The organism is Nocardioides psychrotolerans (assembly GCF_900113685.1).
In the GTDB taxonomy this organism is placed as follows: Bacteria; Actinomycetota; Actinomycetes; order Propionibacteriales; family Nocardioidaceae; genus Nocardioides; species Nocardioides psychrotolerans.
The window spans coordinates 12,201-38,202 of the sequence record NZ_FOQG01000001.1 but is presented as its reverse complement, the minus strand read 5'-3'; the positions used below and the strand labels follow the sequence as shown (position 1 = coordinate 38,202).

The window sequence follows — 26,002 nt, the reverse complement described above, 5'->3', positions numbered from 1 at the left end:
CGTCGGGGCCTGACGTCAGTCGACGGTCAGGTCGGCGACGGTCATGAGCCTCGGGTGCTCGTGGTCGTCGCCGTCGACCTGTCCCCTGGCCCACCACATGCGCAGGCCGCGGCCGGTGACCTCGAGGGTCGCGAGGTTGTTGTCGAACCACGGACCCTTGAGCAGCTTCCACGTCATCGCAGCGTTGGGGACCTTGGCGGAGCGGGCCACCACGTGCCCGATCGGCCCGGCGACGCCGTAGGACAGGAACGCCGTGGCGAAGCGCCACTTGCGGGAGAGCGGGTTGCGGATGGGGGAGCAGACCGCTTGGATGATCCGGCTGCGGGTGGGGGCCTGGCCGCGGTTGCCGCGGCGGGTGGGACGGGCCTCGGACACATAGCTGTGGTGGACGTCGCCAGAGAGGAAGGTGACGGTCCCCGGGGCATCGCCGCGCTCGCCGCGGGCCACCTCGAGCACCATCGCGGTGACCGTCTTGAAGGCCTCCTGGAACGCCGCCCAGTGCTCGAGGTCGGCGACCTGACGGATCGTCTCGCCTCGTGAGGCCAGGCGCTTGCCCCAGGCGCCGCCGGCGAGGGCCTCGCTGAACGCCTCCACGTAGTGCAGTCCCGGAGCGAGCAGGAACGGCAGCGAGGTCCCGATCAGCAGGTGGTCGAAGCCGCCGCAGAGCTGGCCGTCAAGCCAGGCGAGCTCCTCGTCGTCGAAGAGGCTTCGGTGCTCCGGGTCGAGCACCCGCGCAGCGCGCGAGTCGACGACCACCAGCCGCGCCTGGTCGCCGAAGTCGCGTGCGAAGCTCCATCGGTAGGACGACGGCTCCTGGTCGGCGCGCTCGGCGAACGCGTCCAGCAGCGCGCTGGCGTCGTACTCCTCGGAGCCGTCGGAGCCGACGATGCGCTGCCAGATCTCGTCCTCGGCGCGCTCGTCGGGCGAGAGGTTCCCGAGGTGCTGGTGGACCCAGTAGGAGCCGAGCCCGGCCACGATGCGCCCGTGCCACCAGTCGGTGGCCTCCATCTCGTCCTTCCACGCGCGCGAGGTGTTCCAGTCGTCGCGGATGTCGTGGTCGTCGAAGATCATCGCCGTCGGCACGGTCGAGAGCAGCCAGCGGTTGGCCGGGTCGGACCAGGCCAGGCAGTAGAGGTGGGCGTACTCCTCGTAGTCCTTCAGCTCGGTCCACGGCGCCTGCTCGATGTCGCGACGCGACTCGATGAAGGCCGTCATCTCGTCGGTGGTCTCGTCGGCGTAGACCTGGTCGCCGAGGAAGAGCACCAGGTCGGGCCAGCGCACCTCCTCGCCCGGGTCGGGGTCGTCGGGGTGTGCGGTGTCGGTGACGCCCGCCATGCGCAGGGCGTAGGCACGCAGCGCGTCGACGCCGTGGGTGTCGTTGCCCGCCTTGCCGTGGCCCACCGAGGTGCGGCAGGACCCGAACGCCATCCGCAGCGGCTTGGCGTGGTCGAGGGTCGGGATCACCGAGGGCGGGTAGGGCGAGTCGGCGATCGGCCAGACCAGCTCGCCGCCGAACGTGACGGTGTAGGGCGTCTTGCTGCCCGGCTGGAGACCATCGACGCACACCAGCGCGTAGTGGTGGTCGTGCACGCGAAACGTCGGGGCGCTTCCGGTGTGATTGCCCGCGGTGATGGTCACGGTGCCCGCCGACGCGGTCTCCACCCACACGCTGGCGCTCGTCTCGTCGACGTGGCGCAGCAGCGGCCCGAGCCTGAGTTCCGTCATGCTGCGCAGCGTTTCACATGGGTGGGCGGGGGTGGTGCTCGCCGGGCGCCGCTCAGCGGGGCAGACCGCTGGCCCGCCAGCCGCCGGGCCCGTGGGGCAGCGTCTGGCGGACCTTGCGGTGCGGCGACTGCCACTGCGGCGCATGACGGGGGGCGGGCACGTCGCCGGAGCCCAGGGCGGCGAACACCGCGACCAGCGCGGCGATCTCCTCCGGGGTGGCGTCGCTGCCGACGACCCGCAGCAGCGGGCGGGTGTCGGGAGCTGCGGCAGCCTCGTTGTGCTCGGCCATCAGAGCGGGATGTTCCCGTGCTTCTTGGCCGGGAGGGTGACCCGCTTGGAGCGGAGCAGGCGCAGGGCCCGGACGATCTCGATGCGGGTCTCGTGGGGTGTGATGACCGCGTCGATGTAGCCGCGCTCGGCGGCGATGTAGGGGTTGGCCAACGTGGTCTCGTACTCGTCGATCAGCTCGGCACGGCGCGCCTCCACCTCCTCGGCGGAGCCACCGTCGTCCTTGAGCTGGGCGAGCTCCTTGCGGTGCACGATGTTGGCCGCGCCCTGGGCGCCCATGACGGCGATCTGGGCGGTGGGCCACGCGACGTTGATGTCGGCGCCGAGGTGCTTGGAGCCCATGACGTCGTAGGCGCCGCCGTAGGCCTTGCGGGTGATGACGGTGACCAGCGGGACGGTCGCCTCGGAGTAGGCGTAGATCAGCTTGGCGCCGCGGCGGATGATGCCGTTCCACTCCTGGTCGGTGCCGGGCAGGAAGCCGGGCACGTCGACGAAGGTGAGGACCGGGATGTTGAAGGCGTCGCAGGTGCGCACGAAGCGGGCGGCCTTCTCGGAGGCGTTGATGTCCAGCGTGCCGGCGAACTGCATCGGCTGGTTGGCGACGATGCCGACCGAGCGGCCCTCGACCCGGCCGTAGCCGATGATCAGGTTGGGCGCGAAGAGCGGCATGACCTCGAGGAACTCGCCCCTCTCACCGCCCTCGGTGTCGAGGATGGCGGTGAGCACGTCGTGCATGTCGTAGGGCTGGTTGGGCGAGTCGGGGATGAGCACGTCCAGCGAGCGGTCGAGGTCGGTGACCTCCATGTCGGCGGCGTCGTCGTAGAACGGCGGCTCGTTGAGGTTGTTCTGAGGCAGGTAGGACAGCAGCGCCTTGGTGTACTCCAGGGCGTCTTCCTCGTCAGCACCCATGTAGTGGGCGTTGCCCGACTTGGTGTTGTGGGTGCGGGCGCCGCCGAGGTCCTCCATCGAGACGTCCTCGCCGGTGACGGTCTTGATGACGTCGGGCCCGGTGATGAACATCGCGGAGGTCTTGTCGACCATGATCGTGAAGTCGGTGACCGCAGGGGAGTAGACGTGGCCACCCGCGCAGTTGCCCATGATCAGGCTGATCTGGGGGATGACGCCCGAGGCGTGCACGTTGCGGCGGAAGATCTCGCCGTAGAGGCCCAGGGAGACGACGCCCTCCTGGATGCGGGCGCCCGCGCCCTCGTTGATGCCGATGATCGGGCAGCCGGTCTTGATGGCCAGATCCATGACCTTGGTGATCTTCTCGCCGTAGACCTCGCCGAGCGAGCCGCCGAAGACGGTGAAGTCCTGCGAGAAGACGCAGACCTGGCGATCGTCGATCGTGCCGTAGCCGGTGATGACGCCGTCGCCGTAGGGACGGTTCTTCTCCAGACCGAAGGCGACCGAGCGGTGCCGTGCGAGCTCGTCGAGCTCGACGAAGGAGCCCTCGTCGAAAAGGTGCTCGATCCGCTCGCGGGCCGTCCAACGGCCCTTGGCGTGCTGCTTCTCGACCGCCTTCGCCGAGCCGGCGTGGACCGCCTCGTCGAGCCGCTGCTCGAGGTCGGCCAGCTTGCCGGCCGTCGTGTGGATGTCGACGTCCTGCGGGACGTCGGTGCCTTCTCCGGGCTGTGCGCTCACGCGAATCTCTCCTGGTTTCGGCCGTCTGGTGCTGGCCTCTTAGCGTCTGCTGCGACAGGGTAGTGCGCGTGACCTCGGACCCCGCTGTGCGCCCACCCCTCGACAAGTCCCGCCTCACCGGCATCGGGTCGGACGAGATCCCCGACGTCACCATCGAGGTGGTCGAGACGGCCGCCTCGACCAATGCGCTGGCCGTCCGGCGCGCCCAGGAGGGTGCTGCCGACGGGCACGTCGTCGTGGCCGAGCACCAGACCGCGGGTCGGGGGCGGCTCGACCGGACCTGGGAGACCCCGCCCGGCACCGCCCTGACGTTCTCGATGGTCCTGCGTCCTGTCGTGCCCACGCGGTCGTGGCCGTGGCTGCCCCTCCTGACGGGCTACGCCGTGGGCAAGGCGCTCAAGGCGCAGGGCTACGACGCGGGGGTGAAGTGGCCCAACGACGTCCTCATCGGCGACAAGAAGGTTGCCGGCATCCTGATCGAGCGGATCGAGACCCGCGACGGCCCCGCCGCGGTCGTCGGGGTCGGTCTCAACGTCGGCATGCGCACCGACGAGCTGCCGGTGCCGACGGCGACCTCGCTGGCCATCGAGGCGGGCGACGCCGGGCCCGACCGCACGGAGGTGCTGCTCTCGGTGCTCAGCACCCTGCGTGAGGCCTACGACGCATGGCAGGCAGGCGGCGACCACACCGGGTTGCGCCTGGCCGAGTCCTACGCGGACGCCTGCGTCACCGTCGGGCAGGACGTGCGGGTCGACCTGCCCGACGGCTCCGTGCTGACCGGCCGGGCCACCAGGGTCGACCCGGGAGGGCGACTGGTCGTGGACGGCCCGGACGGCCCGACGCCCGTGGCCGCTGGTGACGTGGTCCACGTCAGACCGCTCGATCAGTGACATGATCCGTGCGTGGCCCTCTCGCAGAAGCTGTTGAACGCCGGCGAGCACATCGTCGTCAGCACCCGTACGCACCCCAAGGCGCTCCTCGTGCCCCTCCTGGCGCTGATCGTCTTCCTCGCCGGAGGCGTCGCCTTCCAGGTCTACGTCGACAGCTCGACCGCGCAGCTGGTCGTGTGGGGCCTGATGCTGGTCGGGATCCTCTGGTTCGCCGTGTGGCCCACGCTCGACTGGTACTTCGCGTCCTACACCTTCACCAACCGACGCCTCATCACCCGCCACGGCATCCTGACCCGGCGCGGCCACGACATCCCCCTCTCGCGCATCAGCGACGTCGCCTACGAGCTGGGCATCATCGACCGGATGCTGGGCTGCGGCACGCTCGTCATCAGCGACGCCAGCACCCACGGCCAGGTGCTGCTGCCGGACATCCCTCGGGTCGAGGAGAGCCAGCGCCGGCTCAACGAGCTGCTCCACGAGCTGCACGGCGGAGCCGCCGACCGCGAAGAAGGAGACTGAGCGCCGGGTCGCACACCGGTCGGAGCTGGCATGACAGACAATGAAAACTCCCTCGAGCGCGCGATCCTGGGTGAGGTCCCGCTCTTCAGCGCTGCGGACGTGGCCGAGGAGTCGGGCATCAGCCTGGACGAGACGCGGCGGCTGTGGCGCGCGCTCGGCTTCCCCGAGCACGGCAACGAGCGCGCCTTCACCAGCGCCGACGTCGGTGCTGTCGCCACGGTCGTCGATGCGATCGACGCCGGGCTTTTCGACCTCGACCTCGCCGTCAACCTCACGCGCGGCGTCGGCCAGACCATGGCCCGGCTCGCCGACTGGGAGGTGGGCGCGCTGGTCCACCGTGTCGAGGAGCTCGAGGCTGGCGACCAGGCCACCGGCACCCGGGTCGGCTCGGCGTTGCGGATGATCGAGGACCTCAGTGAGCCCTTCGAGTCACTCCTGATCTATGCCTGGCGCCGTCACCTGGCCGCCGCCGTCGTGCGCATGCAGGCGATGAGCGCCAGCGAGGAGGACCTGCACACCACCCGGGTGAGCGTTGGCTTCGCCGACATCGTCAGCTTCACCGCGCTCTCCAACGAGATCTCCCGCGAGAAGGTCGGTGACCTCGTCGAGCTCTTCGAGTCGCGCTGCGCCGACGTCATCGCCACCCAGCGGGGCCGCGTCATCAAGAGCCTCGGCGACTCGGTGCTCTTCGTGAACGACGACCCGATCGCCGCCTACGACACCGCCGAGGGGATCATCAACGTCATCGGCCGCGACTCGCGCATGCCTGACGTGCGGGTCGGACTGGCGAGCGGGTCGGTGATCATGCGCCTGGGCGACGTGTTCGGACCGCCGGTCAACATGGCCGCCCGGCTGACCGCCGTCGCCCGGCGCAACCGGATCATCATCGACGCCGCCACCGCTGCGCTGCTGCCGGTCGACCAGTTCGAGACCCGACGGTTGCCCGCGCGCCCCGTGCGCGGCTTCGGCCTCGTCGAGCCCGTCGCCGTACGACGGCACTGAGCGTCGGTGGGTCCGTCACGGCCCGTTTTCGGCGGGGTCCACCTGGACCGAATGCGGGCTAGTCCGGTCGGTGCCAGTTGCACGGATCGACCCCGGCCACGTGTCCTCCACGCCCTAGATTGTGGCTGTGCTCGAGGTCCAGGATGTGCGGCTCGACCCGCAGACCCGGCGCGCGTGGAGAGCGGGCGTCGAGGTCGCTCTGTCCCGCAAGGAGTTCGACCTCGTGCACGCGCTGATCTCGCGGGCCGGGGAGATCGTCACGCGGGACGAGCTCATGCGCGAGGTCTGGAACACGAGCTTCTGGAGCTCCTCGAAGACCATCGACGTGCACCTCGGCTGGGTCCGGCGCAAGCTCGGCGACGACACCCGTCGACCGACACTGATCACGACGATCCGCGGGCGTGGCCTGCGCTTCGAGGTCACCGAGCCCGTCCACGGTGGGGCGTCGGTCTAGGGGCCACCCGCCCGGGGGCTAGGGTTTCGGCGTGCCAGAGCTCGCGCCGACCCTCGCCGTGATCGGCGGTGGACAGCTCGCCCGGATGATGGCCCAGCCCGCGATCGCGCTCGGCCTGCCGCTGCGACTGCTGGCCGAGGCCGAGGGGGTCTCGGCCGCCCAGGTCATCCCGGACCAGCTGGTCGGTGACTACACCGACCTCGACACCCTGCTGCAGGTGACCGACGGGTGTGCCGTGGTCACCTTCGACCACGAGCACGTGCCCACCGAGCACCTGCACGCGCTCGTGGCCGCGGGGCACGCCGTGCGACCGGGGCCGGAGGCGTTGGTGCACGCACAGGACAAGGGCGTCATGCGCGCGCGTCTGGCAGAGCTCGAGGTGCCGTGCCCCCGCAACGCGCTGGTCTCCTCCCTCGCCGACGTCGAGGCCTTCGGGCTGCCGTGCGTCCTCAAGACGACCCGCGGTGGCTATGACGGCAAGGGGGTGTGGTTCGTCGACACGGTCGAGGACTGCGCCGAGCCCCTGCGGGTCGCCGCCGGGAGCGGGGTCGGTCTGCTCGCCGAGCAGAAGGTGGCCTTCCGCCGCGAGCTGTCGGCCCTGGTGGCGCGCTCGCCGAGCGGTCAGGCGGCGGCCTACCCGATCGTCGCCTCCACCCAGAAGGACGGCATCTGCCACGAGGTCGTCGCCCCGGCGCCCGACCTCGACCCCGAGCTCGCGGCGCACGCCCAGCAGATCGCGCTGCGGATCGCCGGCGCTCTCGACGTCACCGGCATCCTGGCCGTCGAGCTGTTCGAGACGACCGACGGTCACGTGCTCGTCAACGAGCTCGCGATGCGTCCGCACAACACCGGTCACTGGACCCAGGACGGCGCGGTCACCTCGCAGTTCGAGAACCACCTGCGTGCGGTGATGGACCTGCCCCTCGGCTCGCCGGCACCTCGGGCCCGGTGGACGGTGATGGTCAACATCCTCGGGGGTCCCGACGCGGAGGTCGGGCGTCTCTACGACGGCTATCCCCACGCGATGGCCCGGGACCCCCACCTGCGCGTGCACCTCTATGGCAAGGAGCTGCGCCCCGGCCGCAAGGTCGGCCACGTCAATGCCTACGGCGACGATCTCGAGGACTGCCTGGAGCGCGCGCGGCACGCCGCGGCGTGGTTCCGCGGCGACCTCGGCAACGAGAGCGAGTGATCCATGAGTGAGCAACCCCGCGTCGGCATCGTGATGGGGTCCGACTCCGACTGGCCGGTGATGAAGCTGGCCGGTGAGGCGTTGGCGGAGTTCGGCGTCGCGTTCGAGGCCGACGTGGTCTCGGCGCACCGGATGCCCGAGGAGATGATCGCCTACGGCAAGGAAGCCGCCGGGCGTGGTCTCGCGGTGATCATCGCCGGTGCCGGGGGAGCGGCCCACCTGCCCGGCATGCTGGCCGCGGTCACACCGCTCCCGGTCGTGGGTGTCCCGGTCCCGCTGAAGTACCTCGACGGCATGGACTCGTTGCTCTCGATCGTGCAGATGCCGGCCGGTGTGCCGGTGGCCACCGTCGCGATCGGCAACGCCCGCAACGCCGGACTGCTCGCCGTACGCATCCTCGGCGCTGCCGACCCGGCCCTCCGGCAGAAGATGGTCGATTTCCAGGCCGAACTCCGGACCCAGGCCAAGACCAAGGGCGAGGCCGTCCGCGGTGGCGGTGCTCGGAGGCTCGGCTTCTGAGTCCTCGTCGCCTCGTCGGGCTGGACGTCGCCCGCTGCCTGGCGCTGCTGGGCATGGTGGCGACCCACGTCGTGGCGACCACAGGTCCTGACGGTGGGCTGAGCTTCGCCCACTGGCTGGCCGGTGGACGCGCTTCCGCCCTGTTCACGGTGCTCGCCGGGGTGAGCCTGGCCCTGATGACCGGACGCCGGGTGCCGGTGCGGGGTCGGGAGCGCGGCGCCCGCTCGGCCGGCCTCGCCGTGCGGGCGCTGATCGTCGCCTCCTTCGGGCTCCTCCTCGGGGAGCTCGACTCGGGGTTGGCGGTGATCCTGACCTACTACGGGCTGCTGTTCCTGCTGGGGCTGGTGTTCGTCGGTCTGCGCGCTCCCACGCTGCTGGCGCTGGCGGTGGTGTGGGCGGTCCTCGCGCCGGTCGCTTCGCAGGTGGTGCGGCCCCTGCTGCCGGAGCGCGGCTTCGCCAGCCCCGCTGTCGGACAGCTGGCCGACCCGGTGCAGCTGCTCAGCGAGCTGACGTTCACCGGCTACTACCCGGTCGTCCCCTGGCTTGCCTACCTCCTGCTCGGGCTGGGGATCGGCCGCCTCGACCTGGGCCGCCGCTCTGTCCAGCTGGGGCTGGTCGGGTTCGGGCTCGGGGTGGCCGTCGCGGCGACGGTCGGATCTCGGCTGCTGCTGGAGCGTCCCGGGGTGGCCCAGCGTCTCTCGGAGGAGCTCGGCCCCCGCGGCGCCGGCGCCGCGGGGCTCCGGCGACAGATCGAGGGCGGGATGTTCGGCAACACCCCCTCCGGTGGCAGCTGGGACTGGTTGCTCGTGGTTGCTCCGCACAGCACCACGCCCTTCGACCTCGCGCAGACCATGGGCTCGGCCCTGGTCGTGGTGGGGTCCTGCCTGCTCGTCGTAGCTGCACTCCCGCCCTTCGCCGAGCGGGTGGTCGCGATCGTGTTCGGCGCCGGCACGATGACGCTGACGCTCTACAGCCTGCACGTGTTGCTGCGCACCGACCTGCTGTGGCCTCCCGACGAGGGTGCCTACGCCCAGCATGCGCTGGTGCTGCTGGCCATCGGCGCGGTCCTGGTCGCCCTCGAGCGCCGCGGGCCGCTGGAGCGGCTGGTCGGTGCTGCCTCCGCACGGGCTTCGGCGCTCGTGCGAAGGCCTTAGGCCCGGGGCACACGACCCGCGGGTCGGGCACCGACCCGGCTCACGCCCCGGTCAGCTGAGCGCGTGCTCGTGCGCGAAGACGACGATCTGCACCCGGTCGCGCAGACCGAGCTTGCGCAGGATCGAGCCGACGTGGGTCTTGACCGTCGACTCACCGGCGAAGACCAGGGCAGCGATCTCGGTGTTGGACAACCCCCGGGCCACGGCAGCGAAGACCTCACGCTCCTTGTCGGTGAGCCCGAGGAAGGCTGCGGGCGTGGGGGTCTGCTCGCGGAACTGCCCCTCGAGCAGCGTCGAGAGGTCGGCGGGGGCGAGCACGGCGTTGCCGGCGTGGACGGTGCGGATCGCGTCGCGCAGCAGGACCGGGGTGGTGTCCTTGAGCAGGAAGCCACTGGCGCCGTGGCGGATCGCCGTGGCAGCGCGGTCGTCCAGGTTGAAGGTCGTCAGGACGATCACCCGCACGGGGACCGGACGACGCGCGACCCGCTCGGGCAGGAAGATCTGCCGCGTGGCCTCGACGCCGTCCATCTCCGGCATCCGGATGTCCATCAGCACCACGTCGGGGGCCAGCTCCTCGACGAGCCGCACGGCCTCGAGCCCGTCGCCGGCCGAGCCGACGACCTCCATGCCCTCCTGGGCGTCCACGATCACCGACACCCCCTCGCGGAAGAGGTCCTGGTCGTCGACCAGCAGGACCCGGATCGTCACCGGCCCACCGGCCGCACCGGCACCCATGCGGTGCCGGTGAAGGTGTCGCCGTCCGCCAGCGCACGCCGTCGTACGTCGAGCCGCCCGCCGATCGCCTCGAGTCGCCGCCGCATGCCGTCGAGCCCCTGCCCGCCGGGCGCGCTGCCGTCAGGGGGAGCCACGACGTTGCGGACCTCGATGCGCAGCTCGCCCACCCAGCTGCCGTCGGGCCAGTGCCGCTCGACGAAGATCGGCTCACCACGCAGGCCGTGCTTCATGGCGTTGGTGAGCATCTCCTGGAGGACCCGGAAGGCCACTTGCTCGAGCTCGGGTGGCAGCGGCTGCCGGGCACCGACCTCGCTCGAGACCACCTCGTGACCGCTGGCTCGCACCCCCGCGACGAGGTCGTCGAGGCCACCGGTGCGGCCGTGGGCGGAGCTGGACTCAGCCGGTGTGAGCACCTGGCGCACGTCCTGGAGCGACGAGCGGGCCGACGTGGCGATGGTGGCCATCGTGGCCTTGAGCTTCTCGGTGTCGACGTCCTCGACGAACTGCGCCGACTCGGCCTGCGCGAGGATCACCGCGAGGGAGTGGCCGACGACGTCGTGCACGTCGCGCGCGAGACGGGACTGCTCCTCGCGCAGCCGGGCAATCTCCCGGGCCTGCTCGGTCTCGCGGACGGCCTGGGCGGCCTCCTCCTCGGCGGCCACCTGCGAGACCTCGGAGCGCCGGGCCCGCTCGCTGAACCGCAGCGCCAGCCCGGCAAGGAACGGCACGGCCAGCACCGCCATTCCGATCACGGCCGCACCGACCTGCCAGGTGTCGCCGAAGCGGTAGGCGGTGTCGAGCAACGTGCGATAGCTGTCGCTGTTGATGAAGGGGGCATAGCTGGAGGACACGACGAGCAGCGCGGCGATGAGGCCCGCTGTGGGGATGGACAGCCCGGCCGCGATGACGGTCGAGGACCGGCCCCACCGGGCCGTGCCGAAGGCGACGATCGCGAAGGCCAGCTGCACGAGCATGATCGGCGACCCGGTCAGGACCTGGATGGCGCTCATCGCCCAGACCAGGCTGAGGGCCAGCCCCGGCTCCCGACGGCTGCACGCGACCGCGGCCCCGGTCAGCAGCGCCACCCCGACCAGGGAGACCCGGGACCGTCCCGCGACGTCGAAGAGGTCGGTGTTGGCCGCCTCGAGCAGCCCGAGGGCGAGGACCACCAGCCCCAGTGCGACATCAGGGATCCACGCGCGCCACTCGCGGGTCACGCGACCACCGCCTCGCGCGCTCGGCGGCGCTGCTGGAGCCGCTGCACGGGACCCTCGACCAGGCGCCAGCTCAGCGCCGCGGCCACCACGGTCAGCGCGGCCGCGGCCGGACCCGCGAGTTCCAGGTGGGGACGCAGCCACAACGTGAGCGGGTAGTTCCACAGGTAGGCCGCGTAGGACACGGTCCCGAGCCACACCACGGCGTTCAGGGCCGGACCGGGCACGGTCGTCAGGGTGCGCCACGACAGCAGCAGCACGGCGGTCAGGAGAGCGATGGCCGGGCCTCCCGCCAGGTAGGTGAGCGCATGACCCCGCAATGGAACCACGCTCAGGATCCCCAGACCGAGCAGGGCGAACGGCACGCCGAGCGCCAGCGCCCGAGCAGGTACGACGACCCGGTCGGCCAGCACGCGGGTCGCGGCCCCGATCACGAAGCACCCGGCCCACGACGTCGGCAGCGCGTAGGCCAGGTCGGGGGACTCGCGCAGCCACAGCACGGTCGCCACGCAGGCGGCCAGGGACGCAGCCCCTGCGAGGGCGAGCGCCAGCCCCACGCGCCGTCGTACGAACGCGACCGCGAGGAGCGTCGGCCACACCAGGTAGAACTGCTCCTCGGTCGCCAGCGTCCACAGGTGGAACGTCGCCTCGCTGCCCCGGTCGAAGGGCAGGTTGCCGGTCCAGGTCAGCGCGACGGCGACCGTGCGGAGCAGCTCGTCGCGGTCGTCCAGCGGGTCGAGCAGCAGGGTCACGACGACCACGCCGACGACCAGGAGCAGCAGCGCCGGCACGAGCCGCTGGGCACGGCGGAGGTAGAAGCGCCGCAGGTCCACCCGACAGTCGCGATCGAGCTCGCCGAGGAGCAGCCCGGTGATGAGGTAGCCCGAGAGCGCGAAGAACATCACGACCCCCACGACCCCCGCCCCCGGGAACACCGACGGGAAGGCGTGGCGCAGCACCACCAGCGCCACGGCGATCCCGCGCAGGAGGTCGAGACCGGCTATCCGCACGACGCTCCCGCCGCGAGGGCGTCGCGCACCAGCAGGTCGAGCAGGTCGGGGTAGGCGAGCCCGGCGGCGGCGTACATCTGCGGCACCTGGGACGTGGCGGTGAAGCCGGGCATCGTGTTGACCTCGTTGAGCACCGGTCCGTCCTCGGTGAGGAAGAAGTCGACCCGGGCGACGCCGCGGCAGTCGAGCGCGTCGAAGACCGCGAGGGCCGCGTCCTCCAGCGCCTTCTGCTCGGCCTCAGTGAGGACGGCGGGGATGCGGAAGTCGGCGTCACCGTCATACTTCGCGGCGAAGTCGAAGAGCCCGTCGACGACGATCTCCAGCGTGGGGGAGACCCAGCGCGACCCGTCGGGCCGGGCGATGACCGCGATGTCGATCTCGCGACCGCCGACCACGTCCTCGACGAGCACCCGGGCGTCGACCTCGAGCGCTGCCCGGACAGCAGGCGCCAGGCCGGCAGGGGAGTCCACGAGCGAGACGCCGTGGCTGGAGCCGGCCGCGACCGGCTTCACGACGACCGGGTGGGTCCACACGTAGGTCGCGGCGGTGGTCGCGGTGAGCAGCACGCCGGGCGTGGTCGCGACGCCGACCGCTCCGGCCACGAGCTTGGTCACCCACTTGTCCATCGCGACCGCGCCGGCGCCGACACCGGACCCGACGTAGGGCAGCCCCGCCAGCTCGCACAGCGCGGCCAACGTGCCGTCCTCGCCGTGCGGTCCGTGGACCACGGGGAGCACGACGTCGCAGCTGCGCAGCACGTGCGCGGCACCCGCGAGACCGATCGGGCGGCCGCAACCGTCGAGCCAGGTGCCGTGCGGGTCGATGCTCACGCGCACCACGTCGTACGACGAGTGGTCGAGCGCCGCGGCCACGCTCGCCGCCGACGCGGTGGAGACGTCGTGCTCGCAGGACCGTCCGCCGCCGATGACGGCGACCCGGGTGCGGGCCTTCATGTGCGCACCACCCGGGCGCCGATGCCGGTGACGATCTCGTGCTCGATCGTGTCGGCCCAGGCCGCCCACTCGGCGACGGTCGGCTCACCGGAGCGACCCGGGCCGAAGACGGTCGCGGTCTCCCCGATCGTGGCGTCGTCGTCCCCGACGTCGACGACCACCTGGTCCATCGAGACCCGACCCACGAGCCGGCGCCGGCGTCCGCGCAGCAGCACCTCGGCCCGGGGGCCGGCGGCGCGCGGCAACCCGTCGGCATAGCCGAGGGGGAGCAGCGCGAGCGTGGTCGCACGCGGGGCGGTCCAGGTGTGGCCGTAGCCGACCGGGGTGCCGGCGCGGACGCGGCGCACACCCACGACCGGGGCGGTCAGGGTCATCGCCGGGGACAGCACGGTCGAGCGGGACGGGTCGATGCCGACCAGGCCGGCGCCGACGCGGCTCATCGTGTGGTGGCTGAGTGGGTCGGTCAGGGTGGCGGACGTTGCGGCGAGGTGCCGCAGCGGGGGCCGCAGCCCGGCCTCGCGGGCGACCGCGACACCCCACGCGAAGCGTGCCCTCCCGACCCGGTTGTCGGGGTCCGAGGGGTCGTCGGCGCACCCGAGGTGCCCCATCACACCGACCACCTGCAGCTGGCCTGCGCGCTCCGCGCGGCGGGCCGCCCGACACAGATCGGCCCAGGCCGACGGGGCGGCTCCGTCACGCGCCATGCCGGTGTCGAGCTGGAGGTGCACGCGGGCGCCGATCCCGCCGCTCAGCACGGCCGCGAGGTGCTCGCGACTCGGCACGGCCACGTCGACCGCGGCCGTGATCGCGCCGGTGAAGTCGGCGTCGACGGGGTTGAGCCAGCTCAGCACGGGCGCCCGCAGGCCGGCGCCACGGAGCGCGAACGCCTCCTCCAGGCTGGTGACGCCCAGCCAGGAGGCACCGTGCCCCAGCGCGGTCCGCGCGACGTCGACGGCCCCGTGGCCGAAGCCGTCGGCCTTCACGACCGCCATCAGCGCCCCGTCGGTGCGAGCGGCGAAGAGCCGGGTGTTGGCCGCGACCGCCGCCAGGTCGACGCAGAGCCGGGGACCGTGACGGCGGGTCGGCTCGGCCGAGACCGGCGGGTCCGAGAGGAGGTTCGTCATGCTGACGACGCTAGGAACGCCGGCGTCCGGGCACCTCCACCTCAGGTGCCGATCAGCCGTCCTCGAGGACGAGCCCTCTCGTCCCTCGCGCGTGGAGCAGCGTGGCGCCCAGCAACGCGACCCCGAGGTGGCAGCTCCACAGCGAGACCCGCTCGTAGAGCCCACCGGGCTCACCCACGACCAGCGTGACGCCGAACGCGATCCCACCCGCCGCCGCCACGAGGCCGGCGACCAGGAGGCCCCGTGACACCCGGGGCAGCGCGTGCCGCCAGCCGAGACCCAGGAGCACGAGGGCGACCGGTTGGGCGACGAAGACCGGGAGCGCGACCAGGGTGTGGAGCGCGGGCGCGCTGTCGAGCGGTGCCAGGCCCACGGCGGCCGAGCTCACGCCCGAGACGACGAGCAGCAGCCCGGCGACCCAGGTCGTCCGGCGGCCGGCCAGGTCGCGAGACGCCAGCACGGCACCGAGCGCCAGGCAGGCGCCGATGAGCACGAAGGCGGCGTTCATGAGGGCGTGCCACGGCGAGCAGACCGCGACCGGGCCGTAGGCCGCGCCGATGGTGGTGCAGGAAACGGCGCCCAGGTCGCTGATGGTGTTGACGGTCAGGTCGTAGTCGCCGGCGCTCCACCGGGTCGCGACGAGAAGCTGCACGGCGATGACGAACGGCTGTGTCAGCAGCAGCGCCCCACCGACGGCGCGCCTCAGCGCTTGCGCCATTCGATCGCGGGGCAGGTGTCCATCACCATCGGCACCCCAGCGGCGGTCGTCCGCTCGAAGGCGGCCTCGTCGATGACCCCGAGCTGGAACCACACGGCCCTGGCGCCCACGGCGACGGCCTGGTCGGCGAACTCCCCGGCCGACTCCGAGCGGCGGAACACGTCGACCACGTCGATCGGGAACGGCACCTGGTCGAGGGCGGCGTACGCCTTCTCGCCGAGCACCTCCAGGTCTCCGGCAGCGGCGTTCGGATGGATCGGCACGATCCGCTTGCCGCGCTCCTGGAGCAGGGCGGCGATGGAGTACGCCGTGCGGCCGGGGTCGCCGGAGAGGCCGACCACCGCCCAAGTCTCGCAGTCGTCGAGCATGAAGCGGACGGCGTCGGTGTCCTGCCAGCTGGTCATGGCCCGAATCTAGTGGGTCCCTCCAGGCGTCGAGGAGAGTAAAGAATTGAACCGCTCCGCATAGCGGCGTCCGTGACGGGTACGACTCCCTAGGTCGAGGCCGCCGACTTTCCCCCCACTTCGGCGGCCTCGACCCAACACGACCCCCCGGTGCCGGTCCAGACCGCATGCGGGTGTTTCGGCGTGACGCTCGGCGTCTCGTGGGACGATCAAGGTCACGTCAGCGTGCCCGGACCGGCGCCGCGACGACACGGGGGTGTGCACATGAGGTCGAGCGTGGGTCCTCCGGGCGATCGTCCGGTCCCCCCTGCCCTCACGGACGCCCGTCGTCGGGTCGAGACCGCCCGGTTGCTGTCCCGCGCGCGGGCCAGCGAGGGCGAGGCGCGCGAGCGCTACGAGAACGAGGTCGTGCGCCTCAACATGGTCGTGGCCGGTGACGTGGCCCGGCGCTACCACGGTCGGGGGATCGCTGAGGAGGATCTCGACCAGGTGGCCTACCTCGGCCTGATCAAGGCAGTGCGCTGCTTCGACCCGACGCTCGGCGACGACTTCCTCAGCTATGCCGTCCCGACGTTGCGCGGGGAGATCCGCCGCTACTTCCGTGACGCCGGCTGGACGGTCCGGCCGCCGCGCTCGGTGCAGGAGCTCCAGGCCCGGGTCACCGCAGCCGAGGCCGAGCTCTGCCAGGACCTGGGACGTGCGCCTCGTCCGTCCGAGGTCGCGGTGCACCTCGACGTGCCGCTCGCGCTGGTCCTGGACTCGCTCAACGCGACGGGGTGCTTCTCCCCGGTCTCGTTGGATGCCCCGCGCGCCGCCGACGAGGACACTGCGGCACCCCACGAGCATCTCGGTGAGGTCGACCCGGCGTTCGCGAGCACCGAGGCCCGGCTGGCGATCCAGCCCCTCATGGGGACGCTGAGCCCGCGGGACCGCCGGATCATCGAGCTGCGCTACTTCGAGAACCGGACGCAGGCCCAGATCGGCGCCGACGTCGGCGTGACCCAGGAGCAGGTGTCCCGCTTGCTCACCGGGATCCTGCTCAAGCTGCGTCGCAGCCTCGCTGCCTGATCCCGGGCCGATCAGTCGGCGAAGATCCGGGGCAGCTCTTCGGCCGACCCGGTGAAGCGCGGGGTCCGCTTCTCCTTGAACGCCGCGACCCCCTCCTTGCCGTCGCCGATCGAGGTGTAGAACATGGCGAGGCTGTCGGACAGGTGGGCCTCGAGCGGGTCGGCGGCGGCGCCGTTGCGGTAGAGCAGCTGCTTGGCCAGGCCGAGCGCCACGGGAGAGCGGTCGACGACGAAGGAGCGGGCGAGCTCCTGGGCGGCCGGGAGCAGGTCGTCGGGCTCGTGGAGACTGCGCAGGAGCCGGCCCGCGAGGGCCTGCTCCGCGGTGAGGATGTCGGCGGAGTAGGCCCACTCCAGGGCCTGCTGGATGCCGACGATGCGCGGCAGGAACCATGTCGAGCACGCCTCCGGGACGATGCCGAGGCGGCCGAAGACGAAGCCGATGCGGGCCTTGGTGGAGGCCAGGCGCAGGTCCATCGCCAACGTCATCGTGGCGCCGATGCCGACTGCCGGTCCGTTGATCGCGGCGATGACCGGCTTGGGCAGTGCGTGGATCGCCAGCGTCACGCGGCCACCGGTGTCGCGGATGCCGTCGTGGTAGGGCGCCTGGGTGAGGTGGGCGCGCAGTTCCTCGGGCGTCGGGGTCACCGACTCGTCGAGGCCGAACACGTTGCCCTCGGCCGAGAGGTCCATGCCGGCGCAGAACGCCCGGCCGGCCCCGGTCACCACGACCGCGCGCACGTCCGCGGCGCGGGCGTCGGTGAGGAAGACCTGCTCCAGCTCACGCGCCATGGTCAGGTTGAACGCGTTGAGCGCTTCGGGGCGGTTGATGGTCAGCGTGGCGACGCCGTCGTCGTCCACTGCCCAGTCGAGGGTCTCGTAGGTGCTCATCCGACTCCTGCCAGTCCTGTGGGGGTGCACTGCTTCTTGGTGATCAGGTCGGTCTTGTCCTCGATGAAGGCCGTGAAGATGACCTCCGCGCGGTCGCGGTCCCAGGTCTCAGCGGACCCGTCGGTGACCGGCATGGTGCAGGTCAGGCCGTCGCTGCCACCGACCTTCGTCATGGCCAGCGCCCACTTCCCGGCGTCGATGGTGCTCGTGGACTCGCCGAAGCCGAAGAAGCCGGGGACCGAGTTGTTCAGGCGCCACCAGCGGATCGGATTGAGGACGGTCCAGGGCGAGACGACCTTGTTGCCGATGGCCGCCACGACCTCGCGCTGGCGCTGCACGCGGTCGAGGTCGCCGTAGGCCGACTGCTTGCGCGATCGTGAGTAGGCCAGGGCGACGGTGCCGTCGACCTCCTGGCAGCCCTTCGTGATGTCGAGGCCGGCCAGCTTGTCCTTGATGGCCTCCTTCGGGCAGACCTCGATGCCGCCGACGGCGTCGACGACGCCGGCGACACCGCCGAGGCCGATCTCGACGTACTCGTCGATGCGGATCCCGGTCTCGTTCTCGATCGTCTGCACGAGCAGCTCCGGCCCACCGCGGGAGTAGGCGGAGTTGATCTTACTCTGACCGAAGCCCGGCATCTCGACGAACGAGTCGCGCGGGATCGACAACAGCACGTCGGGACCGTCGCCGGTGTGGAGCAGCATGATCGTGTCGGTCAGCTCGCTGGTGGCGTTGCCGGTGCTGAGCTCCTTGCGCTCCTCGGCGGAGAGGCCCTTGCGCGAGTCGCTGCCGACCAGGAGGTACGTCGTGCCCGGCTGGTCGCCGGGACGGTCACCGTCGGGCTCGAAGGCGACCTTGTCGACCTTGGTCCACGCGAAGAACGGCACAGCGGCGGTGTAGACGAACCACAGGACGAAGAGCACGAGGACCGAGCGCACCCAGAAGCGGGGCCGACGCATCCGGCTGCCGAGGCCGCCGCGGGTGCGACCGGGGCCGGCGGGCGGGCGGCCGCCCGGGGTCGGCGCTAGCGGCGGTGGCGCCGGCTGGCGCGAGGCGCTGGTCGGCCGTGGCTGCGTCGGCATCACGCGGGTCTCGTCCGGCCGGGGCTGACGGGGGATGGCGCGGGTCGCGTCGGGGGGCGGCTCCTTGCCGGCCTTGCCGCCGTAGAGCCAGCCGTAGTTGGTCCCGTTGTCGGGACCGCCCTTCCCAGGACGATCTGCCATGGCGCAGAACCTACCGCGCGGTGCACTAGCGTCCACCAGATGACCCCGGACGTCGCCCCCTTGTCCCCGTCGTTCGCCCGCGTCTCACTGGCGGTGATGATGTCGACCAAGGAGGCCAACCTGCTCGGCAACATCCACGGCGGCGAGATCGTCAAGCTCGCCGACTCCACCGCGGGTGCCGTCGCCCAGCGGCACAGCGGCGGTCCATCCGTCACGGCGGCGCTCGACGAGATGGCGTTCCTGCAACCGGTGCACGTGGGCGACATCGTGCGCACCTTCGGCCAGGTCAACTGGGCCGGACGGTCCTCGATGGAGATCGGGGTGCGCGTCGAGACGCAGCCCTGGAACGACCCGACGGCCGAGGGCCTGCACGTGGCGTCGGCGTACTTCGTCTTCGTCGCGATCGACGACGACGGCGGCCCACGGGCCGTGCCGGCACTGGTGCCGGAGACGCCCGACGAGGTACGACGCCTGCGCGAGGCCGAGATCCGGCGGGCCCACCGGCTGGCGAAGAAGACCGAGATCGACGAGGGCCGGTCGTCGTTCTGAGCCGCCCGGACCGCTGTCGGCGCGTCGCGGAGCGTGTGACGCGTGGGACTGGTGATACTTGCACGCGTCACTGTTCTTCCCCCCGGTGACGGAAAGAGGCGTCCCATGACCTCCACGGTCGAGCGCGCTGCCCGCGTCAGGTTCCGTCGGGCCATGTCCCTGATGGTGATGACCCTGGTCGTCCCCGGATCTGCTCAGCTGATGGCCGGCAACCGCAAGGTCGGTCAGATCGCGCTGCGCACCTGGCTGGGGCTGCTCGGGCTGCTAGCCGTGGTGCTGCTGGCGGTGCTGATCGACCGTGAGCTGGTGTTCTGGATGGTCTCCAACACCACGCTGCTCCTGCTGTTGCGTCTGGGCCTGATGGTGGGTGCCATCGGCTGGGCCGCCCTGCTGATGGACGCCTGGCGGCTCGGTCAGCCACTGACCCTCGGGCTCGCCCACCGCCGCGCCGTGGTCGGCTTCAACGGGGTCCTGTGCTTCGGCGTCGCCAGCGTGCTGCTCTTCGGTGCCCACCTGGTGGGGGTGCAGCGCGACTTCATCATCACGATGTTCGGCGACGGCGAGGCCACCTCGGCCCACGACGGCCGCTACAACGTGCTCCTGCTCGGCGGTGACTCCGGCGCCGGCCGCTGGGGCCTGCGTCCCGACTCGATGACCATCGCCTCGATCGACGCCGACACCGGCCGCACCGTGCTGATCGGACTGCCGCGCAACATGGCCGACTTCCCCTTCCGCGAGGGCTCGGTCATGGACGAGCAGTTCCCCGGCGGCTTCGACTGCGAGGGCTGCTACCTCAACGGGGTCAGCACCTGGGCCGGCGACAACACCGGGCTCTTCAAGGGCTCCGACAACCCCGGTGTCGACGCCACGATCATGGCGATCGAGGGCATCACCGACCTGACGATCAACTACTGGGCCATGGTCAACCTGAGGGGCTTCACCGACCTCGTCGACGCCGTCGGCGGCGTCACCCTCAACGTCCGCCAGCCGATCCCGGTCGGCGGCCTCGGCTCCGACGTGACCGGCTACATCGAGCCCGGCGTCCGCAGGCTCGACGGTCACGACACCCTCTGGTACGCCCGGGCCCGTGAGGGCTCCGACGACTACTCCCGCATGGCCCGTCAGAAGTGCGTCATGAACGCCATGCTCGAGCAGATCAGCCCTCAGTCCGCGGTCAAGAACTTCGAGAGCATCGCCAAGGCCTCCAGCGAGATGATCTCCACCAACCTGCCCGCCTCCGAGCTCGACACGTTCATGTCGCTGGCACTCAAGGCTCGCAGCGAGAAGATCGCGAGCCTCTCGCTGGTCCCGCCGATGATCAACACCGGCGACCCCGACATCGAGCTGGTCCAGCGCAAGGTTGCCGAGGCCATCGAGCGTGCCGAGGGCAACGCCCCCGCACCCGCCAAGGGCGGCAAGAAGAAGAGCCCCGACTCCGTCACCGGCGGCTCGGTCGGCTCGCTCAGCGAGGGCTACGCCGCCAACGACGCCGAGGACCTCGGCGCTGCCTGCTGACCCGACGAGGGACCTCCTCGGCGGCTCCTCGGCGGCTCCTTGCCGGTTCCTGCTGGACGAGCTGCGGCGAGCGGCGCGCCCACCGAGGACCCAGAGGACGAGCTGGTTCTGACTGAGTGCGGACCGCGGCTCGACCATCGGCGGTCGTGGGCTGCCAACACATCTGCGGCTCCACCACACAAGACCGTCCGGGGTGCGGCGCAACGTCGTGGACACGGTTGGTCCTTCCATGCCGCCACAGGCGAGTGGGTCCCCCCAACCGAGGGGTCGTGGGCGAGAAGGAGCTCGAGCGGCGGTGGCGGATCGGCGTCCAGCACTCGTTGCGTGGATTCAGCTGTCAGGGGGGACACCTCCACGGAGGCCGTGAGCGGGCCGGACGCGCCTGTGGCCCCGCCGGCGGCGGGGTGTGGGGCGTTGGACTCAGGTCTCGCCCGGTGGCGTGGTCCGCGTGGTGATGGGGGTGATGCCGTGGTGGCCGCGGCGGAAGTGCAGCCGGTGGGGTGATCGCCACACGTAGGCACCGGCGTCGATCGCGTCGTAGGTCCACCCGGAGTGGGTCCTCACTCGGTGGTGACCCCGACCCAACGGGCGGTGTTGCACGTGCACGTGGCACCGCCCTGGTCATGCGGACCGACTGTCGATGTCGCAGGACCTGGCGGCTCGGGTGCACCACGGGAAGACGCAGTGGTGCTGGTGCTGTCGTCGCTTTCGGGCTGCTCGGCCATAGGACCACTCAAGCCGCGCCCAGCATCACTGGACCCCGCTCCGGAGGCCCGGATCTCGTCTGGTGAAACGACAAACGAAACTTTTTCGAGACCCTTCCGAGGCTGTGTGCTGTCTCAGTGCTATGTCGCAGCTGTGATGTCGCAGCCCCCCGGGATGCCCCCCAGGATGCACCCCGGGCTGCGCTTGCCTGTCAGCTCGCCGAGGGGCGTCGAGGTCGGCCCCGCGCGAGCACCGCGCGGTCAGGTCGTGCACAGTGGGAGCAGGCCACCGCGCGACGGCCGCTGCGTGACCTCTCGCCAGGTCCTGCAAGGTCGTAGCGCGGTGGCCGCCTGCGTCCCTCGGAGGCCCGTGGGAGGCGTGCTCGTGGGAGGCTGAGCGACGATGACCACGCGCACCGTCCTCGCCGTCGACGGCAACTCCCTGCTGCACCGGGCGTTCCACGCCTCGGCGCGCTCGGGGTTCCGCACGCCGGACGGTCGGCCCGCGTGGGCGGTGCGGGGGGTCCTGGCGCAACTGCTCGCCGCGGTCGATCGCACCTGCGCCGACGCCGTCGTGGTCGGTTTCGACGACCGGCTCTCCAGCATCCGGCGCGATCGATGGCCGGTCTACAAGGCCCACCGACTTCCCAAGCCCGACACCCTCCACGAGCAGCTCGACCGGGCCGTCGACGTGCTGCGCGAGCTCGGGGTGGCCGTCGTGGTGCCCACCGGCCTCGAGGCCGACGACGTCCTCGCGAGCGTCGCGGCCCAGGCGCCGGCGATGGAGGCGCGCACGGTCATCGTGACCTCCGACCGGGACAGCTTCTCCCTCGTCGACGAGCACACCCGTCTGCTGCGCATCCTCAACGGCGGCGTCGACGCCTCGCCGCTGCTCGACCCGCAGCGGCTCGCGATGGTCGCCGGCGTGCGCCCCGATCAGTACCTCGACCTCGCCGCCCTCCGCGGAGACGCCTCCGACAACCTCCCCGGCGTGCGCGGTTTCGGCGCCAAGACGGCCGCCAAGCTCCTCACCCAGCTCGGCACCGCCGCCGACGCCTTCGCCGACGCGGCCGCTGGTGGCGAGCGCTGCACGGCCGCGATCGGCGCCGCCCGCACCCGCACCCTGGCCACCGACGAGGCTCGCGACCAGTGGCAGCTCAACCGCGAGGTCATGGCCATGGTCCGCACGCTCGAGCTCGGTCTCGACCTGGCCGTCGACGGGGCACCGACCGGCGTCCTGCCCCTCGACGAGCAGGCGATCGGCCCCGTCTTCGCCCGCCACGGTCTCGACGCGACCGCCGCTGTCCGTGCGCTGACGCTGAGCGAGCCCACCGGACCTCGCGAGCCGTCGTACGTCGATCCGCGCTGGCGCCCTGCTCCGGCCACGCGTCTCGCACCCCTGCGCGCGCCCGTGCTGGTGCTCGCCGAGCCGGAGCCCGCGTCGGTCCAGGACACGCTCTTCTGAGCCCTGGTGGGCCGACCCCTAGGGTTGTCGCCGTGACCGAGCAACCCGCCCCGACCCCTCGCGTGGTCGCCGTGGTCGTCACGTTCAACCGCCTCGAGCTGCTCCAGCGCCTGGTCGCCCGCCTGGTCGAGGTGCCCGACGTGGCCGAGGTGCTGGTCGTCGACAACGCCTCGACCGACGGCACGGGGGAGTGGCTCGCGGAGCACACGAGTGGCCGGGCCGACGTGCACGCCCGCACGCTCACCGAGAACGGCGGGGGCGCCGGTGGCTTCCACGACGGTCTTGCGTGGGCGCTGGAGCGCGGCTTCGACCTGGCCTGGATGATGGACGACGACGGGCTGCCCGAGCCGGAGTGCCTGGCCACGCTGCTGGCCCAGCGTGAGGATCTCGACTTCTGGGGACCAGTGGTCGTCGACGAGGCCGCCCCGGACCGCCTGGTCTTCCCGATCCGGCTGCCCGGCGGCACCCGGGTCGTGCACGCGATGGCCGACGTCACTGCGGCTGCGGTCCACGGCGTGATCCCCGACGTGGTGATCCCCTTCAACGGTGTGCTCGTGACGCGCGACCTGGTCGAACGCATCGGGTTGCCCCGTGCGGAGTTCTTCATCTGGGGCGACGACGTGGAATACCTGTGGCGCGCCCGCGACGCCGGAGCCCGCGTGGCCACCGTGGTGGATGCCAAGGTGCATCACCCCAGCGTCGGCGAGCTCGGGACGCCGATGATGGGCGGCCGCACGACCTACAACCACAGCCCCAGCGACCTCAAGCACTACTGCATGGCCCGCAACAACACTCTCAACCTGCGCACCTACCGCGGCTGGCCCCACGTGGTGATGTTCTGGGTCAAGACCGTGTGGTTCTACCTGTTCACCCGGCCCCGGCCTGCGCGGGTCGTGCTCAGCGCGCGAGCGGCGTACGCCGGACTCCGCGGCGACTTCACCGGGCACCGGAGGTTCCTCACGTGAGCGCGACCGAGACCGAGACCGTCGCGATCGTCGTCGTGACCTTCAACCGTGCCGACCTGCTGGTCGGCATGCTCGCGGGGCTGGAGGCCCTCGAGCGGTGCCCGGAGGCCGTGATCGTCCTCGACAACGCCAGCACCGACCACACCGCCGAGGTCCTGGGGGAGGCCCGGGACCGGGGCACGCTGGCGCTGCAGGTGATCACCAGCCCCGAGAACGTCGGGGGAGCAGGCGGCTTCCACATCGGCGTCCGCACCGCCTACGAGCAGGGTTTCGACCGGATCTGGTTGATGGACGACGACGTCGTCCCGGCCCCGGACTGCCTCGGCATCCTGATGGCCACCGACGAGGACTGCCTCACCTCGGTGCGCGAGGACACCTCGGGCCGGCTCGTCGAGAAGGCCGCCACCCGCTTCGACCTGCGCAACCCGTTCGCGATCAAGCCCAAGACCGGCATGGTCGAGACCGACTTCGCCACCCGCGCGGCCATGCCGGAACGTGTCGAGGTGGAGAACGTCGCGTTCGAGGGCTTCCTGGTTCGCCGCGCCGTGATCGAGGAGATCGGCCTGCCCGACCCGGCCTACTTCATCTTCTACGACGACGTCGACCTCGCCCTCCGCGCGCGCCGGACGGGGCGCCGGATCTGGGCGGTGCGGGACGCCGTGCTCGTGCGCCAGCTCGACTTCGACCAGCAGCACGACCTGGCGGGGTGGAAGGGCTACTACATGTACCGCAACCTCTTCGTGGTGCACCTGCGCTACGGCGAGAACGTCGCGGTGCGGCTCAAGCCGTGGCTGGTCGCGCTGGTGGTCGTGCTGCTGAGCCCCCTGCGCGGTGGTCGGGCAGAAGCCCGCAACGTGCTGCGCGCGGTGCGCGACGCCCGAACGATGCGCGACCTGTCGGCCAGCGCTTCGCCCGAGCAGCTCAGCCGGTCGGCGGACCCTGGACCTGCTTGACCGCGGCGGTGATGACGGCGGGGGTGACCGCGGGGGCAGCCCCCGGCTCCGCTTCGTCGATGGTGCGCAGCTGCGGACGGAGGCCGACGTGGTTGCCGGTCGCCATCGCCGCCGCCCAGAACGTGAGGGCTCCCAGCGCGGCGCCCGCGATCACGTCGATCGAGAAGTGCCAGCCGAGGTAGATCGTCGACACGACCGTGAGCCCCAGGAAGACCCACGAGCTGATGCGGATCCAGCGTGGCAGCCCGATGGCCTGCACGACCAGGCAGATCGTGACCATGATCCCCACGTGCAGCGAGGCGAAGGCGGCGATGGTCTGCAGCCCGTCGGCGGCCCAGGGGTCCGCGAGGACCGTCAGCCGGTCGCCCCACATGCTGTCGGCGAGGTCGGTGACGTAGGTGTGCTTGAGGTCGTCGAAGAGCTTCGGTGTCGAGTAGATCGGCCCGATCGAGGGGAACATCAGGTAGATCGCGGCACCGAGCGCCCAGTCGAACGCGATGGCCGTAACGTACCAGGAGCCGGCGTTGGTGTTGCGGGTGAACACCAGCGCGATGGCGATCGTGGCCGGGACCAGCACGATCCAGACGATGTAGACGAGCGAGAGGAACGATGCTGCCCACTGCGTGCCGAGCAGGTCGTGGAGGACCGTGGAGGGGTTGTTGCCCAGCCACAGGATCCGGTCGAGCTTGGCCATGCCCTCGTCGTAGACGTGGGTGTTGACGAACGGCACGAAGCTCTTGATGTTCCGGAAGGTCGCATAGGTGAGGTACCACGCCAGCACGCCACCGACCGCGAAGCGCCAGTGCGAGGCCGGCCACCGCTCCCGGGTGACCTCGAGCCACCTGGCCCCGACGGTGCGCGGCGCGCGCCGGGCCCTCCACAGCACGCGCGGGACGATGTCGGTGAGGATCGCCACGAGGATGATCAGCGGCATCCGGATGTAGCTGGGGATGATGCCGTCGGGGTCGCGCACGGGCAGGTCGTAGACCACCGCGATGAACGCCGTGGCCGCGGCCATGGCGAGGCCCGCGACCCAGGCATAACCGAAGTCGTCCCTCAGGGCTGATGTCCACCGTCTGACCTGCACGGGGACAGCCTAGGACGCCTCCTTGCCGAGCGCATGATCCT

Annotated in this window: 27 protein-coding genes; 13 read left to right on the top strand and 14 right to left on the bottom strand. The window is 71.4% G+C overall.

The window, feature by feature from the left end:
• Window positions 1–15 precede the first annotated feature (15 nt).
• Genes BM204_RS00175 through BM204_RS00165 form a run of 3 tightly spaced genes read right to left on the bottom strand, consistent with a single transcriptional unit; the run spans window position 16 to window position 3,657 of the window.
• Window positions 16–1,725: an alkaline phosphatase D family protein gene (locus tag BM204_RS00175; RefSeq protein WP_091109421.1), complete on the bottom strand. Its 1,710-nt coding sequence runs from the start codon at window positions 1,723–1,725 to the stop codon at window positions 16–18.
• A 52-nt stretch (window positions 1,726–1,777) separates the two neighbouring features.
• Entirely contained in the window at window positions 1,778–2,014 is a 237-nt protein-coding gene (locus tag BM204_RS00170) for an acyl-CoA carboxylase subunit epsilon (RefSeq protein WP_091109419.1), read from the bottom strand.
• Complete coding sequence (locus BM204_RS00165; protein WP_091109418.1) at window positions 2,014–3,657, bottom strand: acyl-CoA carboxylase subunit beta; 1,644 nt, start codon at window positions 3,655–3,657, stop codon at window positions 2,014–2,016. Before BM204_RS00165 ends, BM204_RS00170 begins: the two co-directional genes overlap by 1 nt.
• A 68-nt stretch (window positions 3,658–3,725) precedes the next feature.
• Here BM204_RS00165 and BM204_RS00160 point away from each other — a divergent pair, with 68 nt between their 5' ends.
• The 7 genes from BM204_RS00160 to BM204_RS00130 all read left to right on the top strand — a co-directional run bounded on the left by BM204_RS00160 (window position 3,726) and on the right by BM204_RS00130 (window position 9,387).
• Entirely contained in the window at window positions 3,726–4,547 is an 822-nt protein-coding gene (locus BM204_RS00160) for a biotin--[acetyl-CoA-carboxylase] ligase (RefSeq protein WP_246165799.1), read from the top strand.
• A 12-nt stretch (window positions 4,548–4,559) separates the two neighbouring features.
• On the top strand, window positions 4,560–5,066 hold the full coding sequence (locus tag BM204_RS00155) for a PH domain-containing protein (RefSeq protein WP_091109416.1): 507 nt from the start codon (window positions 4,560–4,562) through the stop codon (window positions 5,064–5,066).
• A gap of 30 nt (window positions 5,067–5,096) precedes the next feature.
• The gene (locus BM204_RS00150; protein WP_091109415.1) at window positions 5,097–6,068 is read left to right on the top strand and encodes an adenylate/guanylate cyclase domain-containing protein; all 972 of its coding nucleotides are present in this window, start codon (window positions 5,097–5,099) and stop codon (window positions 6,066–6,068) included.
• 127 nt (window positions 6,069–6,195) lie between these two features.
• A complete protein-coding gene (locus BM204_RS00145; protein ID WP_091110006.1) occupies window positions 6,196–6,522 on the top strand; it encodes a winged helix-turn-helix domain-containing protein in 327 nt (108 codons plus the stop codon).
• An 85-nt stretch (window positions 6,523–6,607) separates the two neighbouring features.
• On the top strand, window positions 6,608–7,714 hold the full coding sequence (locus tag BM204_RS00140; protein WP_246165805.1) for a 5-(carboxyamino)imidazole ribonucleotide synthase: 1,107 nt from the start codon (window positions 6,608–6,610) through the stop codon (window positions 7,712–7,714).
• Window positions 7,715–7,717: 3 nt separating this feature from the next.
• Window positions 7,718–8,233 carry a 5-(carboxyamino)imidazole ribonucleotide mutase gene (gene purE, locus BM204_RS00135; RefSeq protein WP_091109412.1) on the top strand — a complete coding sequence of 172 codons (516 nt, stop codon included), beginning with the start codon at window positions 7,718–7,720 and terminating at the stop codon, window positions 8,231–8,233.
• The gene (locus BM204_RS00130) at window positions 8,230–9,387 is read left to right on the top strand and encodes a heparan-alpha-glucosaminide N-acetyltransferase domain-containing protein (protein WP_369675089.1); all 1,158 of its coding nucleotides are present in this window, start codon (window positions 8,230–8,232) and stop codon (window positions 9,385–9,387) included. The genes purE and BM204_RS00130 overlap by 4 nt, the downstream gene beginning before the upstream one ends.
• A 51-nt stretch (window positions 9,388–9,438) precedes the next feature.
• On the opposite strand, the gene BM204_RS00125 is transcribed toward BM204_RS00130, so the two are convergent.
• Genes BM204_RS00125 through BM204_RS00095 form a run of 7 tightly spaced genes read right to left on the bottom strand, consistent with a single transcriptional unit; the run spans window position 9,439 to window position 15,545 of the window.
• Window positions 9,439–10,122 (bottom strand): response regulator, encoded by a 684-nt coding sequence (locus BM204_RS00125; protein WP_091109408.1) that lies wholly within the window; start codon window positions 10,120–10,122, stop codon window positions 9,439–9,441.
• Window positions 10,092–11,339, bottom strand: a complete 1,248-nt coding sequence (locus tag BM204_RS00120) for a sensor histidine kinase (protein WP_091109406.1) — start codon at window positions 11,337–11,339, stop codon at window positions 10,092–10,094. The genes BM204_RS00125 and BM204_RS00120 overlap by 31 nt, the downstream gene beginning before the upstream one ends.
• Complete coding sequence (locus BM204_RS00115; protein ID WP_091109405.1) at window positions 11,336–12,346, bottom strand: acyltransferase family protein; 1,011 nt, start codon at window positions 12,344–12,346, stop codon at window positions 11,336–11,338. Before BM204_RS00115 ends, BM204_RS00120 begins: the two co-directional genes overlap by 4 nt.
• Window positions 12,337–13,299: a D-alanine--D-alanine ligase family protein gene (locus BM204_RS00110; RefSeq protein WP_091109403.1), complete on the bottom strand. Its 963-nt coding sequence runs from the start codon at window positions 13,297–13,299 to the stop codon at window positions 12,337–12,339. Before BM204_RS00110 ends, BM204_RS00115 begins: the two co-directional genes overlap by 10 nt.
• Window positions 13,296–14,423, bottom strand: a complete 1,128-nt coding sequence (gene alr, locus BM204_RS00105; protein WP_091109401.1) for an alanine racemase — start codon at window positions 14,421–14,423, stop codon at window positions 13,296–13,298. Before alr ends, BM204_RS00110 begins: the two co-directional genes overlap by 4 nt.
• A gap of 52 nt (window positions 14,424–14,475) precedes the next feature.
• Window positions 14,476–15,141, bottom strand: coding sequence for a DUF998 domain-containing protein (locus BM204_RS00100; RefSeq protein ID WP_091109400.1), 666 nt, complete (start codon window positions 15,139–15,141; stop codon window positions 14,476–14,478).
• Window positions 15,126–15,545 carry a CoA-binding protein gene (locus tag BM204_RS00095; protein ID WP_091109398.1) on the bottom strand — a complete coding sequence of 140 codons (420 nt, stop codon included), beginning with the start codon at window positions 15,543–15,545 and terminating at the stop codon, window positions 15,126–15,128. Before BM204_RS00095 ends, BM204_RS00100 begins: the two co-directional genes overlap by 16 nt.
• Window positions 15,546–15,809: 264 nt before the next feature.
• Here BM204_RS00095 and BM204_RS00090 point away from each other — a divergent pair, with 264 nt between their 5' ends.
• Complete coding sequence (locus BM204_RS00090; RefSeq protein ID WP_091109396.1) at window positions 15,810–16,613, top strand: sigma-70 family RNA polymerase sigma factor; 804 nt, start codon at window positions 15,810–15,812, stop codon at window positions 16,611–16,613.
• An 11-nt stretch (window positions 16,614–16,624) separates the two neighbouring features.
• On the opposite strand, the gene BM204_RS00085 is transcribed toward BM204_RS00090, so the two are convergent.
• Together BM204_RS00085 and BM204_RS00080 are read right to left on the bottom strand one after the other, a co-directional pair.
• Window positions 16,625–17,500 carry a crotonase/enoyl-CoA hydratase family protein gene (locus BM204_RS00085; RefSeq protein WP_091109395.1) on the bottom strand — a complete coding sequence of 292 codons (876 nt, stop codon included), beginning with the start codon at window positions 17,498–17,500 and terminating at the stop codon, window positions 16,625–16,627.
• A complete protein-coding gene (locus BM204_RS00080; RefSeq protein ID WP_091109393.1) occupies window positions 17,497–18,723 on the bottom strand; it encodes an LCP family protein in 1,227 nt (408 codons plus the stop codon). Before BM204_RS00080 ends, BM204_RS00085 begins: the two co-directional genes overlap by 4 nt.
• 39 nt (window positions 18,724–18,762) lie before the next feature.
• On the opposite strand from BM204_RS00080, the gene BM204_RS00075 reads away from it, so the two are divergent.
• Window positions 18,763–19,272: an acyl-CoA thioesterase gene (locus tag BM204_RS00075; protein WP_091109392.1), complete on the top strand. Its 510-nt coding sequence runs from the start codon at window positions 18,763–18,765 to the stop codon at window positions 19,270–19,272.
• A gap of 105 nt (window positions 19,273–19,377) precedes the next feature.
• Window positions 19,378–20,787, top strand: coding sequence for an LCP family protein (locus tag BM204_RS00070; RefSeq protein ID WP_091109390.1), 1,410 nt, complete (start codon window positions 19,378–19,380; stop codon window positions 20,785–20,787).
• Window positions 20,788–21,207: 420 nt separating this feature from the next.
• Here the strand turns inward: BM204_RS00070 and BM204_RS22450 are convergent, their stop codons facing one another.
• A complete protein-coding gene (locus BM204_RS22450; protein ID WP_170259051.1) occupies window positions 21,208–21,351 on the bottom strand; it encodes a hypothetical protein in 144 nt (47 codons plus the stop codon).
• Window positions 21,352–21,894: 543 nt separating this feature from the next.
• Between BM204_RS22450 and BM204_RS00065 the strand changes: the two genes are divergently transcribed.
• From BM204_RS00065 to BM204_RS00055, 3 genes are read left to right on the top strand one after another with little or no spacing between them, the layout of a single operon-like run.
• A complete protein-coding gene (locus tag BM204_RS00065) occupies window positions 21,895–22,956 on the top strand; it encodes a 5'-3' exonuclease (RefSeq protein ID WP_091109389.1) in 1,062 nt (353 codons plus the stop codon).
• A 32-nt stretch (window positions 22,957–22,988) separates the two neighbouring features.
• Window positions 22,989–23,921: a glycosyltransferase family 2 protein gene (locus BM204_RS00060; protein ID WP_091109387.1), complete on the top strand. Its 933-nt coding sequence runs from the start codon at window positions 22,989–22,991 to the stop codon at window positions 23,919–23,921.
• Window positions 23,918–24,874, top strand: coding sequence for a glycosyltransferase family 2 protein (locus BM204_RS00055; protein WP_091109386.1), 957 nt, complete (start codon window positions 23,918–23,920; stop codon window positions 24,872–24,874). The genes BM204_RS00060 and BM204_RS00055 overlap by 4 nt, the downstream gene beginning before the upstream one ends.
• On the opposite strand, the gene BM204_RS00050 is transcribed toward BM204_RS00055, so the two are convergent.
• On the bottom strand, window positions 24,843–25,961 hold the full coding sequence (locus tag BM204_RS00050) for a phosphatase PAP2 family protein (protein ID WP_143099608.1): 1,119 nt from the start codon (window positions 25,959–25,961) through the stop codon (window positions 24,843–24,845). The genes BM204_RS00055 and BM204_RS00050 overlap by 32 nt on opposite strands.
• Window positions 25,962–26,002 lie beyond the last annotated feature (41 nt).